Source organism: Flammeovirga pectinis (assembly GCF_003970675.1).
Lineage (GTDB): Bacteria > Bacteroidota > Bacteroidia > Cytophagales > Flammeovirgaceae > Flammeovirga > Flammeovirga pectinis.
The window spans coordinates 1,028,479-1,046,711 of sequence record NZ_CP034562.1 but is presented as its reverse complement, the minus strand read 5'-3'; the positions used below and the strand labels follow the sequence as shown (position 1 = coordinate 1,046,711).

Annotated in this window: 18 protein-coding genes; 8 read left to right on the top strand and 10 right to left on the bottom strand. The window is 32.8% G+C overall.

The genetic code is table 11. From position 1 onward, the window contains the following. Positions 1-485 precede the first annotated feature (485 nt). The 9 genes from EI427_RS04305 to bcp all read right to left on the bottom strand — a co-directional run bounded on the left by EI427_RS04305 (position 486) and on the right by bcp (position 8,581). Positions 486-1,064 (bottom strand): hypothetical protein, encoded by a 579-nt coding sequence (locus EI427_RS04305; protein ID WP_126611994.1) that lies wholly within the window; start codon positions 1,062-1,064, stop codon positions 486-488. Further along, positions 1,064-2,047 carry a Smr/MutS family protein gene (locus EI427_RS04300; protein ID WP_126611992.1) on the bottom strand — a complete coding sequence of 328 codons (984 nt, stop codon included), beginning with the start codon at positions 2,045-2,047 and terminating at the stop codon, positions 1,064-1,066. Before EI427_RS04300 ends, EI427_RS04305 begins: the two co-directional genes overlap by 1 nt. Before the next feature lie 18 nt (positions 2,048-2,065). Further along, on the bottom strand, positions 2,066-2,791 hold the full coding sequence (locus tag EI427_RS04295) for a carboxypeptidase-like regulatory domain-containing protein (RefSeq protein WP_126611990.1): 726 nt from the start codon (positions 2,789-2,791) through the stop codon (positions 2,066-2,068). After that, the gene (locus tag EI427_RS04290) at positions 2,792-3,391 is read right to left on the bottom strand and encodes a ribonuclease HII (protein WP_126611988.1); all 600 of its coding nucleotides are present in this window, start codon (positions 3,389-3,391) and stop codon (positions 2,792-2,794) included. Positions 3,392-3,564: 173 nt separating this feature from the next. Further along, positions 3,565-4,782: a peroxiredoxin family protein gene (locus tag EI427_RS04285; RefSeq protein ID WP_126611986.1), complete on the bottom strand. Its 1,218-nt coding sequence runs from the start codon at positions 4,780-4,782 to the stop codon at positions 3,565-3,567. A gap of 31 nt (positions 4,783-4,813) precedes the next feature. Next, complete coding sequence (locus EI427_RS04280; RefSeq protein ID WP_126611984.1) at positions 4,814-5,830, bottom strand: ABC transporter ATP-binding protein; 1,017 nt, start codon at positions 5,828-5,830, stop codon at positions 4,814-4,816. Between the two features lie 88 nt (positions 5,831-5,918). Next, positions 5,919-7,058 carry a sensor histidine kinase gene (locus EI427_RS04275; protein WP_126611982.1) on the bottom strand — a complete coding sequence of 380 codons (1,140 nt, stop codon included), beginning with the start codon at positions 7,056-7,058 and terminating at the stop codon, positions 5,919-5,921. Between the two features lie 158 nt (positions 7,059-7,216). Further along, positions 7,217-8,059 carry a transketolase gene (locus EI427_RS04270; protein WP_126611980.1) on the bottom strand — a complete coding sequence of 281 codons (843 nt, stop codon included), beginning with the start codon at positions 8,057-8,059 and terminating at the stop codon, positions 7,217-7,219. Between the two features lie 72 nt (positions 8,060-8,131). Further along, positions 8,132-8,581 (bottom strand): thioredoxin-dependent thiol peroxidase, encoded by a 450-nt coding sequence (gene bcp / locus EI427_RS04265; protein WP_126611978.1) that lies wholly within the window; start codon positions 8,579-8,581, stop codon positions 8,132-8,134. Between the two features lie 129 nt (positions 8,582-8,710). Here bcp and EI427_RS04260 point away from each other — a divergent pair, with 129 nt between their 5' ends. The 5 genes from EI427_RS04260 (at position 8,711) to gdhA (ending at position 14,058) form a co-directional block, all read left to right on the top strand. Further along, positions 8,711-9,775 carry a glycosyltransferase gene (locus tag EI427_RS04260; protein WP_170178390.1) on the top strand — a complete coding sequence of 355 codons (1,065 nt, stop codon included), beginning with the start codon at positions 8,711-8,713 and terminating at the stop codon, positions 9,773-9,775. A gap of 51 nt (positions 9,776-9,826) precedes the next feature. Then, positions 9,827-10,081: a helix-turn-helix domain-containing protein gene (locus EI427_RS04255; RefSeq protein ID WP_126611974.1), complete on the top strand. Its 255-nt coding sequence runs from the start codon at positions 9,827-9,829 to the stop codon at positions 10,079-10,081. A 34-nt stretch (positions 10,082-10,115) separates the two neighbouring features. After that, on the top strand, positions 10,116-11,390 hold the full coding sequence (locus tag EI427_RS04250; protein WP_126611972.1) for an ABC transporter permease: 1,275 nt from the start codon (positions 10,116-10,118) through the stop codon (positions 11,388-11,390). A gap of 18 nt (positions 11,391-11,408) precedes the next feature. Further along, positions 11,409-12,638 (top strand): PP2C family protein-serine/threonine phosphatase, encoded by a 1,230-nt coding sequence (locus tag EI427_RS04245; RefSeq protein WP_126611970.1) that lies wholly within the window; start codon positions 11,409-11,411, stop codon positions 12,636-12,638. Between the two features lie 76 nt (positions 12,639-12,714). Further along, a complete protein-coding gene (gene gdhA / locus EI427_RS04240; protein WP_126611968.1) occupies positions 12,715-14,058 on the top strand; it encodes an NADP-specific glutamate dehydrogenase in 1,344 nt (447 codons plus the stop codon). 186 nt (positions 14,059-14,244) lie between these two features. Here gdhA and EI427_RS04235 read toward each other — a convergent pair whose 3' ends face one another. Next, complete coding sequence (locus EI427_RS04235; protein WP_126611966.1) at positions 14,245-15,072, bottom strand: alpha/beta fold hydrolase; 828 nt, start codon at positions 15,070-15,072, stop codon at positions 14,245-14,247. A 283-nt stretch (positions 15,073-15,355) separates the two neighbouring features. Between EI427_RS04235 and EI427_RS04230 the strand changes: the two genes are divergently transcribed. Genes EI427_RS04230 through EI427_RS04220 form a run of 3 tightly spaced genes read left to right on the top strand, consistent with a single transcriptional unit; the run spans position 15,356 to position 18,226 of the window. After that, on the top strand, positions 15,356-16,663 hold the full coding sequence (locus EI427_RS04230; protein WP_126611964.1) for an APC family permease: 1,308 nt from the start codon (positions 15,356-15,358) through the stop codon (positions 16,661-16,663). Continuing rightward, the gene (locus EI427_RS04225) at positions 16,663-17,514 is read left to right on the top strand and encodes a hydroxymethylglutaryl-CoA lyase (protein WP_126611962.1); all 852 of its coding nucleotides are present in this window, start codon (positions 16,663-16,665) and stop codon (positions 17,512-17,514) included. Before EI427_RS04230 ends, EI427_RS04225 begins: the two co-directional genes overlap by 1 nt. Before the next feature lie 7 nt (positions 17,515-17,521). Then, on the top strand, positions 17,522-18,226 hold the full coding sequence (locus EI427_RS04220; RefSeq protein WP_126611960.1) for a 2-phosphosulfolactate phosphatase: 705 nt from the start codon (positions 17,522-17,524) through the stop codon (positions 18,224-18,226). The last annotated feature ends 7 nt before the right edge of the window (positions 18,227-18,233 follow it).

The window sequence follows — 18,233 nt, the reverse complement described above, 5'->3', positions numbered from 1 at the left end:
GTGTATTTTATTAGGCGGTGCTTTTTATAAGAGAAGAGTTGAAAAGTTTATTTCATTCTTAATTGTTTTATTAAATCACTTGATTTAGGTTTTGCTTCATAAAGGTTCAACTTTATTTGAATTTCATTTCAATTAGTTTGTGATCACATTACAAGATTAAAGAGTTCTTAAATAAATGAAAAATTATGAATCGTAAATATTACACACATTAATTCACTTCGAATACTACATTGTTTCACAATTACAGAACAAAACAGCTGATAAAAAGAGAGTTACAGATAGTAATAAGGGAAAAGTCAATACATTTTCCACATCAAATAACATCAAAATCACTTAAAAAAATCTATTAAAAAAAACCTCTAATTTTAAACATCTGTAAATATAAAATTCAACACACAACACTGTTAACTTTTATTTAAAGTAGCAAAAACAAAAAGGCATCTTTACTTTTACATAAAGATGCCTTCAAGAATCATTTAGAGTATTTATTTTTTAATAAAACCCCAAATAAGTAAAGGTAATCCTACAATACCTAAACCAAAACATATTTGAGTAAGCAACCTACTTCCATACGTTAAGAGCTCAACATAATCGCTATAAGCACCTGCATAGCTATACATCACATTAATATGTTTGTTTTCTCTTTTGCCGATTCCTACAAGTGGAGTACCTTGCTTTATACCCTGCCATTGAATTGGAGAATTAGAAGAGGTCACTTCATCTAAAAGAATATGAGCAATCATCTCCCCTCTATAAGGTGCTTCTTCAAACAGTAAAGTATCAGTACCTTTATTTATAGTTACAGGTTGTAGTTTTTGCTCTACAGGTTTAAAACCTCTATGTTTACCTGCACCCGTAAATTCTTCTTTAGAAGCAACTACTAAAAATTGTTCTAATGGAATGTTAGAAGAATCTATTATTCCATTAAAAATAACAAATTGCTCTTCATTCACTTCTGCTTTGTCTAAATAATTCTTCTCTTTAGACAGTTTAGGTTTACCTACACCGTAAAGAAGAACAGCAATGCCTGTTAAAACAATACCAAAGACTAACCTAATATTCATTACTTTATTTTAACGAATGTTGCACCGTAACCAAACTTCTCTTTTCTAGCATCTTCAAAATATTCAACATCAGAATGCTTTGATAGCCTTTTTTGAATTTCGTTTTTTAACTTACCACTACCAATACCATGAATAAAAGTAATATGATCCATTCCGTTTACGATTGCAGCATCTAATTCTTTTTCAAAGTGTAATACTTGCATACTTAATGTAGAGTTCCCCATATTAGGGTCTAAACCTAATACTTCTGCATGAAGATCAATCTCTGATGCCGGCTTCTGAACAACCTTTTCTGCTACTTGTGCAACTTCTTTTTTCTCTAGGATACCATCTTTTAATTTTGATGCATCTACAGCTTCAAGCGCTTTAATATCTAATTGAAACAGGTACCCTTCTTTGTTCATTCCAGGTACTTCTTTCTTATTATTAAAGAATGTTGATGCTTTAAATCGAAGCTTTTTTACTAATGGTTCATGATTTACACTAGCTCCCGGATAGAAGAATAAAGCTTGAAAGATAAGTGCAGGCCACTCTTCAAAATTTTGTAGTGTTACTTGGTCTACCTTAACCTGTGATCTAGGCACTAATGTAGATGTAAAAATACCTTTATAATCACCTTTTCTCTCAGACCCTAGAACAAATGGTATTGTTAAATCCGAATTATTAGAAACGTAAACATCTAATATTTTATCGTTCTGATGTACAAAAGCAATAAATACTCCTCTTTCAGAAATTAATGGTAATGCCGCTTTAGGTCTATCTTTATACTTTTTCTTTTGTGTAACAGAGACTATACGGTCTTCTTCTTCAACACTTCCAAATTCTTTAGATTCAACATTAGATACTATTGCTAAATCTTTAGAAAGGAAATCCATTCTAAAACCGTCTTCTACTTCTACCTCTACAATACTATTTTTCTTAAAACTAACTACTATACCTTCCATTGCATCATGGAGGCTTCTCACTTTATCACCAATATTCATTTTCGTATTTTTATAATATTAAAGGACATTATTATAGTAAATAAAATTATCCCCATAATGTGTTATCATTTGTGACGACGTTACAGATATAATGTATAATCCATACCGTGTTTTTCCTAGTTCATCTGTAATTACAATAAAAGAACCGTTACTTACAGGGGCAAAATTACCCGTGAAGTTATCATCAATTTCTTCATTACAATTAATATCTGTACTGATATATTCAAATACACCATTTGTATAAAAAACCATTAAATCGTCTTTTAGACATTCTTCAATAGCCACAGTATCTCCAGATTGAACATCTACAATTCTATTAATTTCCCATTGTTTACCTGTTGAAGAGGTAAGGTTTGATAAAAATGAATCCCAAATAATAACAGTTATAGAATTTCGATATCCTATTTCTGTGGAGACAACATTTATTTCGGTATCAACTAGAAAATTATTTTTCTTATTTCCTGTTTCTTTATCTTCATATTCAGCAGCTATATAATACGTACCAGCAGATAAATTCAGGAAAAATGCTAATCCATTTTCATCAGTTTTTGAAGGTGGTAAAAGTTTATTCGTTTGATTTTCAAAATCTATTAAAGATCCATAAAGTGTTACTACCCCATCAACTACAGCATTACCTTGTTCATCTCTAACTTGAACATAAAGGTCTCCATAAGGTGTTGGGTTTTTACATTGAATAAACAATATACCAATTACAAAAAAGAAGAATAACCTTGCTAATTTCATTTAAAAATCAATTGTTTTTTGTTCTGGTAAAAGCTTAAAAGATGTTCTATGCCAAGGCGTAGTTCCAAATTTAGCTATCGCTGCTCTATGTGCTTTGGTCGGGTAACCTGCATTTCTTTCCCATCCATATTCTGGGAAATCCTCAGAAAGCTTTTCCATCAGCATATCCCTATGTGTTTTTGCTAAAATAGAGGCTGCTGCAATACTTAAAAATTTACCGTCGCCTTTAACTATACATTCATCTGGAATTCCATCGTATGGTCTAAATCTATTGCCATCAATCAACAATAGTTCTGGTTTTATTTTTAATTTATCTATACATCTATGCATAGCTGTAAAAGAAGCTTGAAGTATATTAATTTTATCAATTTCTTCTGCCTGTACTTCTACAACTGCATAAGCCAATGCATTTTCCAACACTACCTCACGCAATAGCATACGTTTTTTAGCTGATATCTTTTTTGAATCATCTAAATCTGGGTGTATGAAATCTTTTGGCAAAATTACAGCTGCCGCTACTACAGGCCCAGCAAGACATCCTCGTCCTGCTTCGTCTAATCCTGCTTCTATTTTATCTTTCGTAAAGCTTGATGCTAACATGCTTCAAATTTCGTGAATTATTAAATTGCGATTACTATAATCTCTATAAATATTAAGAGATTTTACACAACAAAGTTCAAGGTAGAGAATATTGAATGATCTTCATAAAAAAACGAATGAAAGCAGTTAATACTATCACTCGTTTCTATATTATGTTTCTCTGTTTAGAAAAACTAGTTTGGCTCTTTAAGTAAATTATTGATTAATGAGGTTGTTTCAGAAACATAATCCTCATAATAATGCCCCGTACTTGGTCCGTTAAACCCAGTATGAATTAATTGCACCTCCCCTTTTCTATCTACAATAATAGATGTTGGGAAAGACATAATATGATTTAGCATTGGCAATGCTGAAGCCGCCTGTTTAGTTGTACCAGCATACACAACCTCATAATTTATATCAAGTCGTTTTTTAAGACTATTAATTCTTTTATATGCTTTTTCTGGGTCAGAAGATCTTTCAAAAGAAAGACCAATTACTTCTAAACCTTCCTCTTTTTTCCTATCATATAAAGGCGAAAAAAACTTAGATTCATCTAAACAGTTTGGACACCAAGAACCCATAATCTGAACGACTACAACTTTACCTTTGTATCTTTTATCTGTTAATGAAATCGTTTCTCCTTTCTGATTTTTAAATGAGAACGCAAATTTATCATAGCCTTTCTTCAAAAAGGTTAATTTGTTTGCATCTGGCAGTTTTGCTTCTTTATCAGCTACACCATTCCATTCTTTGTTGGCTGATTTACCCGACCACATTTTACCATTTACAAGCTTGTCTCCATCAATATCTGCTTCAAATAAAAGAATATGCATTCCATCAAAAGAAGATAAAAAGAGTTTATTATCAGCTATTTTACCTTCTAGATAACGGTAATCTCCTGTTGAGGTAAGGAATGTTCCCGTTAAATAATTTTCGTGCTGATTAAATAAACCAATAGCATCTGTTTTCCCTAACTTAACAGCATATGTACCAGATATATTTGAAGCTGCTTTTTGGTTTTTGCTGAATCTTTGTGCATTCCCTTTTATGGCTTCAAAAGGTAATCTGTATGCACCATTTCTAACAAATTCTCCAGTTACAGTAGTATCATTTTCTTTCACTACAAGCTCTGCTTCATAAATTAGTAATGGAACATGTAAGGAATCTCCCTCGTAATAAGGTTGATCCATTTCCATACGTTCCTCACCATTAATTAAAGTCCATATTTGCTCTTTACCTTCACCTTGGATTGTAAAATAAAAAGGAACTTCTTTTTGATGATCATTCTTAATAACACCTCTCCATTTTGTAATTAATGCATTACTTTCTCCAGTCTTTTGATTTGTATGATCAGAACAACTAGAAAAAACGAAGATTGTTAGTACAAATAAAATTAAGTTGTTTCTCATTCTTTTGACGATATAAGTTTGTTAGTAAGTTTTAATCCTCAAGTTTCCACCAATCTGTACCTTCTATTAAGACTACACTTTTGGTTTCGCCTATTTCATAATTATAAAAACTATCGTGATGTACCCATAACCTTAGTCCGTCTTCGATTTCCCATTCTCCATAACTTGCGTTACCAAAGTAATCTACGTGGACTAATTTTGCTGTATGATTTTTCACTTCCTTATCAATAACCTTTAACCACTCAGGGCGAGCCATATAAAGTCCGTTTTCTCTTTCAACATCCATCTTTTTCAATTCTTCTTGATTTAAGACGTTACAATGTGGAAAGAAATGAGCAGCGTATTTATTTAAAGGTTTTGTATAAATTTCGTTAGGCGTTGCTATTTGTAATAAATGTCCCTTTGACATAACACCAATTCTATCAGACATCGCCAAGGCATCATGTGTATCATGTGTTACAAAAACGACACAGATATTTGCTTCTACCGCAATATTTTTCACCATTCTTCTTAGGTCACTTCGTAGTGCCATATCTAAATGAGAAAATGGTTCGTCTAATAATAAAACGGGTGGTTCGTCTGCAATAGCTCTTGCAATAGCTACACGTTGTTTTTGCCCTCCAGAGAGTTCTTTCGGACGAGTTTCTGCATATTCTTCTAACTGACAAATACGTAGTAATTCTTTTAATCTATATTCTTGGTATTCTTTGCTAGACCTTCTAATTGGGTATTTAATATTATCAGAAACCGTCTGATGATTAAAAAGATTATAATCTTGCTCTACTAAAGCAATTTTATCATGTCCTGCTAATAATCTTTCATGAGGTCCAAGAATACGTTCTCCATCAACATAAGCTTCTCCCTTATCTGGGCGCATCTGACCTGACAATAATTTTAGTGTAGTTGTTTTACCACATCCACTTCTTCCTATAAGAGCAAAAACTTCACCCTCTTTCACATCAAAAGAAAGGTTATCAACAGCTAACTTTCCTTTTTCATAGGATTTTGAAAACCCATCTACTCTTAAAACCGTTTTTCTCTTTGCCATATAATTTTCGTTTTTCCGAATGCAAAAATAAACGGTTTTATTTTAATATGATGTGTATAGTTCTATGATTTTTTATTTAGTTGAAAAACTAATTAAGTTCTTTTGGGATAGTAAAATTAAAAGTGGAGCCAAATTGTTCGTTTTCTTCAATCCAAATAACTCCTCCATGGAGTTTTACAATCTTTTTACATTGTGCCAAGCCAATTCCCGTTCCTTTATATTGCTCACTGATTCTATTAAATATAGAGAATATCTTTTGATGGTTATCCTTATTAATACCAATGCCATTGTCTTTTACTGTAAAACAATATTGATCACGTTCTTCATCACAAGAAATCTTTATGATAGAATTAGTATTCTCTCTATGAAACTTAATCGCATTGCCAATTAAGTTTTGCATTAGCATATGAAATTCAATCGCATACCCAGATAACTTAGGCAACTTGCTCCTAAAAATCTGTACTTTTTTATCTTCAATAGATAACTTAAAATCATCAAGAACATTGTCTATAATTAAATCAGTATCTATTTCTTCTTTTTTACTTTTGATTCCAATCTGACTAAACTCAAGTACAGTATCTATAAGTCGTCCCATTCTACCCGCACTTTCTGTGATGTATGTAAAATAGCACTCCCATTTAGAGTCTACTACCCCTTTGCATTCAGATTTGATGATTGATAACATTCCATCAATATTTCTTAGAGGTGTTTTTAAATCGTGAGAAACAACATAAGCAAACTGTTCAAGCTCCTTATTTTTATTCCCCAGTTCTTTTACTTTTTGATTTAGCTTCTTATTGGTCTCCTTTAAAGAGTCCTCTAGCACCTTTATATGTGTAACATCTCGCCAGCATGAATTACTGTAAATAATATCATTGTTATCATCACGAATAGCAATTACACTAAGAAGTATATATAGTTTTTTGCCATTCTTTTTTCTAACAATAAGATTGGCATTTTTTACAACTCCAACTTCTAAAAATTCTAGAAATGCCTTTTTAACAGCTTCGTGAGAATCAACGTGGTACAAATCAAAAATATTCATTCCCACTACCTCTTCTTTTAGAAACCCAGTTGTTTCACATAACGTTTGATTGCATTGGATTACACAATGTGTTTTTGGGTCAACGGAAAGAAGCATGTCAGGAGAATAATTGTAAAATACATCATAATTTTCCTCAACATCTAGGGTATTAATATTTGTAAGTTCAAGATCAGATAGTTTCATAACAGATAACGTAATTAGTCCTTATTGCAATATAAGTATCTAATAATCAGCTATGTTAGATATTCACAAATAATCCAACATTATCCCTTTATAAAACAAAAAAAGGCAGGCTTACACGAAGTAAACCTGCCTTTAGAATATTTTTTTTAATTAAAAGATTAATAATCTCCTAACGTTTCTTCTAACTGAGATAAAGCAGCTTCTGTTTGCTCTGCATTTGGAGCAACACCATGCCATTTATGAGTTCCTACCATGAAATCGATTGGAAAACCCATCTCTGTTTTCATAATAATCATAATCGGCTTACCGTTACCAGAAAGCTCTTTTGCTTTAGTTAACGCAGCGTCCAATTTCTCCATGTCATTTCCATCAGCAACGAAAGTTTCCCATCCGAATGCTTTGTATTTCGCTTCGATATCAATCAAGCTTAATACGTCAGAAACATCACCATCAATCTGACGGTTATTATAATCTATAACACCTACAAGATTGTCAATTTTATTATGAGCAGCATACATTGCAGCTTCCCAAACCTGACCTTCTTGTTGTTCACCATCTCCCATTAGGCAATAAACCATTTTGTCATCGCCATTCATTTTCTTAGTTAAAGCAGTACCAGCCGCAACTGATAAACCTTGTCCTAAAGAACCTGAAGCCATACGAACACCTTCTAAATGCTCATAAGGAGTTGGGTGACCTTGCAATCTAGAATTAAGCTTTCTGTGAGAAGCTAACTCTGAAATTGGGAAGTATCCAGCTCTTGCAAGCGTGCTATAAAAAACAGCCGAAATATGTCCGTTTGAAAGATAGAAAACATCTTCACCTGTTGCATCCATGTTGAACTCAGTGTTGTGTTCCATGTGCTTAAAGTAAAGTGCTACAAATAAATCAGCACATCCTAGGGCTCCACCTGGGTGACCGTTTCCTGCACCGTTAACCATTCTAACGATGTCACGTCTAACTTGAGACGCTATTCTTTTCAATTCTGCTACTTCTGCCATCTTTTTTTGATGTAAGCTATTGTATTATATATTGATGAGATTCGATTCTCATTTATTTTTCCAAGTGCAAACTTAACTAATTATCTGTTTAGTATGCTCTTTCGTCTTCACCTTTTTAATAATGTCCGTTAAAATTCCTTTCTCATCTATTAAAAAAGTGGTTCTAACGGTCCCCATGTACTCTTTTCCGAAGGTTTTCTTTAATTGCCAAGTACCATATAAGTCATGGACTTTATGATCTACATCTGCTATTAACGGAAAAGGCAACTCATATTTAGCAATAAAACGTTGGTGTCTTTCTGCTGCGTCTGTACTTACTCCTAAAACAACCCACCCTTCTGCAAGTAATTTTTCGTAATTATCTCTTAGGTCACATGCTTCTGCTGTACAACCAGGTGTCATATCTTTTGGATAGAAATACAAAACTACTTTCTTTCCTTGATAATCAGAAAGCTTAATTTCATTTCCGTCTTGGTCGATACTTGTAAAATCTGGAGCAACTTGTCCTATTTCTAACGCCATTTTTTATTTTTCTTTTAAAGTTGATAAAATCAATTTTGTATTTACAATATTGCATGATACAATACATTTAGCAAAACCTGAGCATTGGAAATTTTCTTTTTACTCCTTGTCGTTATTTATTTTTTTGGTTTGATACGTTTATCAAATGGGTGGAACCAGTCTTTTGATTATGATAATACACCTAATAACGTACTTGAAAACACTACAGTCTGTGTTGTTATTGCTTTAAGAAATGAAGCCAATAATATTAATCAGCTGATTAAGTCTTTGAGTAATCAATCGTACCAAAATGTTGCGTTTGTTTTTATAAACGACCATTCTGATGATGCTACTTATCGACTATTAGAAAATAATACTTTAAAGAAATCCACAGTTTTAAACCTACCTAATCATCTACAAGGTAAAAAACAAGCCATAAGATTTGGCATTCAACATACAGACGCTGATTTAATTATTACCACAGATGCAGATTGTACTCAACCTAAAAGATGGATTGAGAGTATTGTCAATTGCTATCAAAAGACTAATGCATTGATGATATCTGGCCCTGTTCATTTTTCTTACAACTCATTATTAGAGCGTTTAATGAGTGTAGAATTTTCATCTTTAATTATTACGGGAGCAGCTTCTATTAGAAATCAAACTCCAAATATGTGTAATGCGGCTAATTTAGCTTTTAAAAGAACTGCTTTTTTAAAACAAAACAATTACAGTGAACACGCACATATACCAACGGGAGATGATGAGTTCTTTCTGCATCAATTAGCAAAAGAAGATCCTTCTAAAATTGTCTTTTTAAAAAACCACGATACTATTGTTTCTACTTCCCCACCAGCTACATTTTCTAGTTTTATAAATCAGAGAGTACGATGGGCTAGTAAATGGAAACATTACAAAAATAAAGGACCGCAATGGACTGCAGTTTTTATCTTTCTTTTTCACTTAATGTTCTATCTAAGTGGTATTCATGTTATCATCTTTAAAGAACATACAGATATATTCATAATTGCACTTTGTTTAAGGTGGGTTAGTGAATTATTCTACATGAAATCTGCTTTAAAATGGTTTAATGATTTATCGCTCCTCTACACTGTTCCAATACTGTCTCTTTTTTATCCTTTTTATGCAATATTTATAGGATTATTAGCTACTTTCACGAAGTATTCATGGAAGAACAGAATATTTAGCGTTTAATCAATTGAATTTATTATTTTTGACTTTTAATTTAGAGTAGAACTATTTTTTATGACTGAAATTCAATACAAAATTCTTGATGAATTATACTTTGTTACCAGCTTTTCATCATTAAAAGAAGAGGTAAATATTGAAACAGCTACTTTAGGCAAAGAACTTAAAACACTGCTTCAAAAAGATTGGGTAAGATGTTTTTCATCTCCAGCTGATGAAATAGAAATTGAAATTAAGGATTTTGACACTAATTTTACATCATATCATTATTTAGCTTCTAAAAAAGGCCTTTTTGCACACAACTCTCAATAGAATCTAGCTTTCTATACATATTGTTTAATCATTAATGACAAATTACGAAATACATAAATCTCCCACACATTTTGTGAAGAAAAGGTTCAAGAAAAACACACTTGCTGTTATTTCTGTTGCCTATGTATTTCTCATGACTTGTCTTGCCATATTAGGATATTTAATTATGCCCGATGGCTCTAACTTTGCAAACGATGGCCTCCTTGAAGTTCCAAGAAAAGGACCATTTTTTACTGTTGATGTTATTCGCGAAAGAAAAAATACACATGTTCCTACACCATCTATTTTAGATAAACTTATTAATGGTGAGGAAAGTAAATACCACGAAATTCCAATTGTGGGTACTCCTACTATAAGCAAGGATTCTGTTTTCTTTATTTTATATCCTGGACTTGAAAAAAGATCGCTTAGAACCACTCGTAGACTAAAACTTAGTTTACCCTTAATATCTGTGGTTAAACCTATATATGCATCTCCCTCTGAAGTTCTTGGTAAAAACTTAGCTCATAACTTTATCATAAAACCTAAGAGTATTACTTATTTAGATGAAAATCAGATAATAAGAACAATAGATAAAGATAAACTTGAGGACGAATTTTGGGATAAATGTGTTGAAACAAGAACTTTTATTCTAGGAACAGATAAAATTGGACGTGATGTGCTGAGCCGATTAATCTTTGGAACTAGAGTATCTCTAACAATTGGATTTATATCATTGATCATATCCCTAAGTATTGGTATATTAATGGGATCATTAAGTGGCTACTTTGGTGGTTATATTGATAAATTAGCACTTTGGCTAATGACAATTACTTGGTCTATACCTGCTATTATGTTGGTTGTGGCTGTTAGGTTGGCATTACAAAGTGAAGGAATCTGGGTTACGTTTGTAGCAGTAGGTTTAACAATGTGGGTAGAAGTTGCACGTGTTGTGCGTGGTCAAATTCTATCGATTAAACAAAAAGATTATATTGAGGCGACAAAAGCATTAGGTTTTTCAAATTACCGTATCATAATACACCATATTTTACCAAATATATTAGGGCCTTTAGCAGTTATCTGTGCTTCTAATTTTGCATCAGCAATTTTAATTGAAGCTGGGTTAAGTTTCTTAGGTTTAGGTGGCCCTCCATCTATGCCATCTTGGGGTACTATGATTAAAGACGGTTTAACAGAATTAACACCAACCGGACACTGGCATTTAATTATTTTCCCGTGTCTTGCTATTAGTCTCACCGTATTGGCTTTTAATTTAATCGGTAATGGATTGAGAGATGCTTATGATCCTCATTCAAAAACAAATAATTAAAGATACTTATTTAATAACATGGCGAATTCAACAGAAAAGCAATTAATGCTTAAGCAAATGCAATTAGGGTCTCTTTTTGAAACCATAAGTGCAATTAACGCCAATCAGTCTGAAGAAGACTTATATACGATTTATAAATTGACTTTAACGTCAAACCCTAGTATTACTAACCTAGTTTTATTTGTTTTTAATGAAGACAAAGATGAGCTTGTTAGAGAGGTAAACCATGGTAACCATGACCATGATCTTACTGAACGATTCCCTAAGGCTTTTGAAGAATATAAAAAGCTATCAAAAATAAAAAATCACCCTTCTGGATTTGAACAATTTGAATCTATAATGCCTATTAAGCATAAAAATGAAATTTTAGCTTACGCATTAGTAGGGTTTGCAGAAGAAAAACATTTAAGCGATTTAAGAGATACTGGGTTTGCTGAGGCTCTTAGTAACATTATTCTTGTTGCTATTGAAAATAAGAAATTAGCTCGTAAAGAAGAAAAGCAAAAGGAAACAAAGAAGCAATTAGAAATAGCCTCTCATGTTCAAGAAATGCTTTTCCCAAAAAAACTACCTTATGGTGATAATGTACCTGTCTCTGTTCATGCCAGTTATATGCCTCACCATTCTATAGGCGGAGATTATTACGATTTTATCCAGATGTCTGACGATAAATTTTTAATGTCTATTGCAGATGTTTCTGGTAAAGGCGTTCCTGCTGCTATACTTATGTCTAATTTCCAAGGAACAATTAGAGCCTTGGCTAGAAGAGGTATGGATTTAGAAAGTATTGTACATGAAGCAAATACTCAAATCTTAGAAAGTGCACAGGGAGAAAATTTCATTACTGCTTTCTTTTTGGAATATTCTAAAAAGAACCAGACAATAAAGTTTATTAATGCAGGGCACAATCCTCCATTTCTTGTAGTAAATGGCGAATTCTCTAGATTAGAAACTGGGACAACAATTTTAGGATCATTCACTAAATTACCCTTTTTAGAAGTCGGAGAAATTAATAACTTGCGTAAGTTCTTCGTATTCGGATTCACAGATGGTTTTACAGAAACATACAATGATGAAGATGAAGAATTGGGTGATGATAAATTAGAAGAATTTTTACTTGCAAATCTTAACTGTAATCAGAAAGAAATGCACAAAAATCTAATTGCATTATTAAACACATTTAAAGGTCACCAGGCTTATGCAGATGATATCACATTATTATCTTGTAAGGTTGATTTAGACAAATAAGGACGAAACACATAGATTATCTGATTGATAATCCACAATAAACATAAATAAAAACACTAACCTCGTTAAAAATCAAATGCAAGAGCTCGAATTAAATAGCTTCATGCAGGGTCTCGTACGTAGAAACCCTGGGCAACCAGAATTCCACCAAGCTGTGGAAGAAGTTGCTGAAAAATTAATCCCTTTCATCAATGAAAATCAAAAATACCTTGATGCTTCTATCTTAGAAAGAATGACTGAACCTGATAGAGTTATCAGTTTCCGAGTTACTTGGCAAGATGATGAAGGTAATATCCGTGTAAACCGTGGATACCGTGTACAATTTAATGGTGCTATCGGTCCTTATAAAGGTGGTTTACGTTTTGATAAATCTGTGACTTTAGGTACACTAAAATTCTTAGGCTTTGAACAAGTACTTAAGAATTCTTTAACTACTCTACCTATGGGTGGTGCTAAAGGTGGGTCAGATTTTAACCCGAAAGGAAAAACTGACAACGAAATAATGCGTTTCTGTCAAGCATTTATGACAGAACTTTACAGACATATCGGTAAAGACACTGACGTTCCTGCTGGTGATATTGGTGTTGGTGGTAGAGAAGTAAGTTTTATGTATGGTCAATACCGTAGAATCAAAAATGAATTTACAGGTGTACTTACAGGTAAAAACTTAGCTTTTGGAGGTTCTAATGCAAGAACTGAAGCTACTGGATATGGATCTGTATATTTTGCTAAAGAAATGTTAGCAGTACGTAATGATGGCTTCGATAATAAAGTGGCTATTGTTTCTGGTTCTGGTAACGTTGCTCAATATACTGTAGAGAAACTTACACAATTAGGTGCTAAAGTAATTACTATGTCTGACCGTGGTGGATTTTTACACGATCCTAACGGTATTGACAAAGAAAAATTAGCTTATATTCAAGACTTGAAGAATGTAAAACGTACTTCTCTTGCAGAGTATGTCGCTAAGTATGAAGGGTCTTCTTACCATGAAGGTGATAGACCATGGAGTATTAAGGCAGATTTAGCATTCCCTTCAGCTACTCAAAATGAGTTAGACGATAAAGATGCTGAAAAATTAATAGCAAATGGTTGTATACTTGTTTGCGAAGGAGCAAACATGCCATCTACTATTGGTGCTGTTAAAATCTTTGAGAAACATCAAATTATGTACGGTCCTGGTAAAGCTGCCAATGCTGGTGGTGTTGCTATTTCTGGATTGGAAATGACGCAAAACTCTATGCGTTTACAATGGAGTTTTGAAGAGGTTGATGAAAAACTTCAAGATATTATGAAGAAAATTCATAAGAAATGCCTTAAATACGGTCAAGAAGAAGATTGGGTAGATTACGTAAAAGGAGCTAACATTGGTGGCTTTGTAAAAGTTGCTGATGCACTTTTAGCTTATGGTGTAATTTAATAAATCACTTATACACCTTTTGATTTATAGCTACTTGATTCATTTCAAGATCATATATATAAATGGCTGTCTTACTTTAATAGTGAGACAGCCATTTTTTTTTGGTAATTTCTAATCCAATCAACGTAAAATTAAATAAAGGATAGAATATTGTTTAAATCACTTTTGTAATTTATTGATCGCAATTTAATATCTACTTGACTCCCTTGTTTTCGTAAAATCATTTTCTAAATAATAGAGCAAGCTAGCATTTACTGAATCTGCGTGTGTCATAATAGAAGCATGGCATCCACCTTCAATACTAATCATCCCAATAGATTTTTGTAACGTATTGTGTAAAAACAAACCAGCTTCATAAGGTATACCTTGATCGGCGTCTCCATGAATTATTAAAGAAGGCACATCAATTTCTTTAATAAATTCTTCTATATCATCTCTATTAATCAAAGCGTTCATGGCATGATAAATTTCTTCTCCTGTTCTTTTTTTCCATTCAGGAGTCCATTTATCCCAATACATTTTATATTTTACTTTAGGGCCTATAATACCCGTCATTAAGCCTTCATGTAAAGGAGGTACTAAACCATTATTTACCCAAACATCTCTAGATTCTGTATAAATGTCTTTTACAGTAATCGGGTCTACAACTGCAGAGGTACTAATTAATACCAAACCATTTATTCTATGCTTATATTTTAACGCAGCTCTTAATGCAACATATCCTCCTTGAGACATACCTGCTAGAATTACCTTTTCTATACTTAAATGATCTAATAATGAAATTGCATCATCTACTAAATCATATAATGAAAATGGCTCCCCGTCCCACTTTGTTTTACCAAATGCACGAGCATCTATAGTAATCACTCTATAATTTGATGAAAGAAAGGCTACTTGAGCATCAAACATCTCTGAATTCATTAAAAAACCGTGTAAGAATAATATTGGAGGTGCAGATTTATCGCCATGATCTGCATAGAATAGTTCTTGGTTGTTAACTTCTAAGTAAGCCATTGTTTGCTATTATTAGTTCTTGCTTTTAGTATTTAAATTACAAATATACAATTTGCATATCTAACTGACACAAACAAACCTTCCTTTTTGTAGCAAGTATCTATAGAATATAAAATCTTATTTTTAAAAGTGCTTTATTCTACAAAAAGATAATCATCAGTTTAAATTTTGAACCATTTCAACTAAAAAATAAAAAACTAAATCCTCCTAGATAATATACAAAGCTATATTTTATATCTATATTAGATATCAATTCAATTTAATTAACCCAGAAAAAATCATAATGGAGGACAAGTCGAAAATAAGTTTAAAAGATGCTATTTCAATTGGAATAGGTGGCATGGTTGGCGGTGGAATATTCGCTGTCTTAGGGCTATCAGTAACCTTAGCAAAAGGTGGTGTACCTATTTCATTTTTTGTAGCAGGTATGATTGCCCTTATGACGGCCTATTCTTATGCAAAATTATCTGTTGCTTATCCTGATGAGGGAGGAACTGTTCGCTTTATTAACGAAGGGTTTGGTTACTCCGTTTTTAGTGGCGGACTCAATAATATGCTTTGGGTAAGTTATATAATTATGCTATCACTCTATTCTTCTGCTTTTGGTGCATACGCTTCTAGTCTATTTCAGATTACTGGAAATGTAGTGATAGATCAACATATATTTTTATCTGGGATAATAATCATTTCAACATTTATAAATTACTACAGTATAAAAGTTGTTGGCGAAGTAGAGGCATTCGCCGTAATTATTAAGCTAGTAATTCTTTTAGCATTTGTAGCTGCAGGATTTTGGGGAATTACAGATAATCCAAACTTCCAACAACTGAATCCAGAAAATTGGGAAAGTCCTTTACAATTAATTGCGGGCGGTATGGTTATTTTTGTTGCTTACGAAGGCTTTGAGTTAATTGCTAACTCAGCCCCAGACATAGATAAACCAAAGATTAATATTCCTAGAGCCTATTATGGATCAGTAATTTTTGTTATCTGTTTATATATTGCTATTGCCATTGTAACTGTAGGTTCATTGGATTTTACATCTATTGGTAAAGCTGCAGAATATGTTTTAGCAGAAGCTGCAAAACCTAAATTTGGACAAGTTGGTTTTACAATAATTTCTATTGCTGCAATGATCTCTACATTCTCTGCAATTAATGCAACACTATTAGGAGGTAGTCGAGTAAACCATGAGGTTGCCGTTTATAATGAGTTACCAACAGAGTTTACAAGATCTTTATGGGGCAAACCTTTTGGGTTGTTTATTATTGCCATTTTATCTTTAGTGATTGCCAACAGTATTGATTTAGAAAGTATATCCACTTCTGGCAGTGCTGGTTTCCTTATTATTTTTGGTATAGTAAATTATATCGCCTTTAAAAAAGCAAAAGATGTTGGTGCTAATAAAGTCATCACACTAATTGGTTTTATCTGTTGTTTTGCAGCATTCTTTATCTTAACTATTCAACAATCAAAGAATAATTTAGAAGGAATTCTAACAGCATTTTTAATATTCACTTTGTGTTTTGTTGGTGAATGGCTATTCCAAAATCACCTCAAGAATAAAATTGATAAATCAGTAAAAAAATAATGATAAAAATTATAGAGTGTCCAAGAGATGCGATGCAAGGCTTATCTAACTTCATTCCAACTCAAACTAAAATAGAGTATCTTAACTTATTATTAGAAGTGGGATTTGATACACTAGATTTTGGTAGTTTTGTATCTCCAAAAGCAATCCCTCAGATGAAGGATACCAAGGAAGTTTTAGCAGGGCTTAACCTTAATAAATCAGCAACTAAATTATTAGCCATTGTTGTAAATAAAAGAGGTGCTGAAGAAGCTGCTAAATATGATGAAATAACTTATTTAGGATTTCCTTTATCAGTATCAGAAACATTTCAGCAGAGAAATACGAAAAAGTCTATCAGCGAAGCTAAATTAATGTTGAAAGATATAATTAGTATTTGCAAAGAGAACAATAAAGAACCTGTCGTTTACTTATCTATGAGCTTCGGAAACCCTTATAATGAGGATATTTCTTTTGATAAAGTATTAAAAATGGCGCTAGATTTAAAGGAGATGGGTGTAAAAATTATCTCTTTTGCAGATACTATAGGGAAAGCAAGTGTAAAAGATATTCAAGATTTGTTCGAAAAAGCATCAAAAATATTGCCGAACACTGAATTGGGTGTACATTTGCACTGTAATCCTAATATGGCGTTTGATCTTGCTAAAGCATCTTTAGAAGCCGGTTGCCTTAGAATAGACACTGCTATTGGTGGTCTTGGTGGCTGCCCAATGGCTAAAGATGATTTAACGGGTAACCTCGCCACAGAATATTTAATACAAGCGCTTACAGATTTGCCCGCTTTTCGACCTTCGATTAACGAAGATAAATTCCAAGAAGCAGTTGCTTTTCAAAAGCGTTATATCGGTTAACTAAGTTATGAAAATAGAGACTTGTCTCACCCCCGAATTAATCTCCTTACATAAATTGGAAGGTAAGATTGCTGTTGTAACAGATGTACTTAGAGCTACTTCATGTATGGTAGCTGGTTTACATGCTGGTATAAAAAGTGTCATTCCTGTAATGACAGTACAAGAGGCTTTAGTCTATGCCGAAAAAGGCTTTGTTACTGCAGGTGAACGTGGTGGTGTTAAGGTTGAAGAGTTTACAATTGGCAATTCTCCTTTTGAACATATGAGAGAAGAATACCATGGTAAAGATATTTGCATGACAACAACCAACGGTACTGTTGCTATTACAGAAGCTAGAAAAAGTGCCGATCAGGTTGTAATTGGTGCCATGTTAAATGTAAGTACAGTAGCAGATTATATATTAAAACAAGGAAAAGATATTGCAATTATTTGCGCTGGATGGAAAGGTAATCCTAGCTTAGAAGATACCTTATTTGCTGGTGCATTAATTGATCGTATTATTGATAAAGGAGAAATTATAGACGATGCTTCTTTCATGGCACTTACACAATACCGTGCAGCTAATGGTAATGTGGATAAAGTGATTCAAGAAAATGCGTCTCATGCAAAGAGACTTAGTGGCTTAAAAGCTAAATCAGATTTAGCGTATTGTGCTACTGAAGATTCTTGTAATGTTCTCCCTATTTTAAAAGGTGATGCGATCAGTATTTAAAGAAAAT

What these genes read in the sequence shown, in the direction of transcription:
- EI427_RS04305 (WP_126611994.1), bottom strand. Translation starts at nt 1,064, where the DNA reads ATGAATATTAGGTTAGTCTTTGGTATTGTTTTAACAGGCATTGCTGTT.
- EI427_RS04300 (WP_126611992.1), bottom strand. Translation starts at nt 2,047, where the DNA reads ATGAATATTGGTGATAAAGTGAGAAGCCTCCATGATGCAATGGAAGGT.
- EI427_RS04295 (WP_126611990.1), bottom strand. Translation starts at nt 2,791, where the DNA reads ATGAAATTAGCAAGGTTATTCTTCTTTTTTGTAATTGGTATATTGTTT.
- EI427_RS04290 (WP_126611988.1), bottom strand. Translation starts at nt 3,391, where the DNA reads ATGTTAGCATCAAGCTTTACGAAAGATAAAATAGAAGCAGGATTAGAC.
- EI427_RS04285 (WP_126611986.1), bottom strand. Translation starts at nt 4,782, where the DNA reads ATGAGAAACAACTTAATTTTATTTGTACTAACAATCTTCGTTTTTTCT.
- EI427_RS04280 (WP_126611984.1), bottom strand. Translation starts at nt 5,830, where the DNA reads ATGGCAAAGAGAAAAACGGTTTTAAGAGTAGATGGGTTTTCAAAATCC.
- EI427_RS04275 (WP_126611982.1), bottom strand. Translation starts at nt 7,058, where the DNA reads ATGAAACTATCTGATCTTGAACTTACAAATATTAATACCCTAGATGTT.
- EI427_RS04270 (WP_126611980.1), bottom strand. Translation starts at nt 8,059, where the DNA reads ATGGCAGAAGTAGCAGAATTGAAAAGAATAGCGTCTCAAGTTAGACGT.
- bcp (WP_126611978.1), bottom strand. Translation starts at nt 8,581, where the DNA reads ATGGCGTTAGAAATAGGACAAGTTGCTCCAGATTTTACAAGTATCGAC.
- EI427_RS04255 (WP_126611974.1), top strand. Translation starts at nt 9,827, where the DNA reads ATGACTGAAATTCAATACAAAATTCTTGATGAATTATACTTTGTTACC.
- EI427_RS04250 (WP_126611972.1), top strand. Translation starts at nt 10,116, where the DNA reads ATGACAAATTACGAAATACATAAATCTCCCACACATTTTGTGAAGAAA.
- EI427_RS04245 (WP_126611970.1), top strand. Translation starts at nt 11,409, where the DNA reads ATGGCGAATTCAACAGAAAAGCAATTAATGCTTAAGCAAATGCAATTA.
- gdhA (WP_126611968.1), top strand. Translation starts at nt 12,715, where the DNA reads ATGCAAGAGCTCGAATTAAATAGCTTCATGCAGGGTCTCGTACGTAGA.
- EI427_RS04235 (WP_126611966.1), bottom strand. Translation starts at nt 15,072, where the DNA reads ATGGCTTACTTAGAAGTTAACAACCAAGAACTATTCTATGCAGATCAT.
- EI427_RS04230 (WP_126611964.1), top strand. Translation starts at nt 15,356, where the DNA reads ATGGAGGACAAGTCGAAAATAAGTTTAAAAGATGCTATTTCAATTGGA.
- EI427_RS04225 (WP_126611962.1), top strand. Translation starts at nt 16,663, where the DNA reads ATGATAAAAATTATAGAGTGTCCAAGAGATGCGATGCAAGGCTTATCT.
- EI427_RS04220 (WP_126611960.1), top strand. Translation starts at nt 17,522, where the DNA reads ATGAAAATAGAGACTTGTCTCACCCCCGAATTAATCTCCTTACATAAA.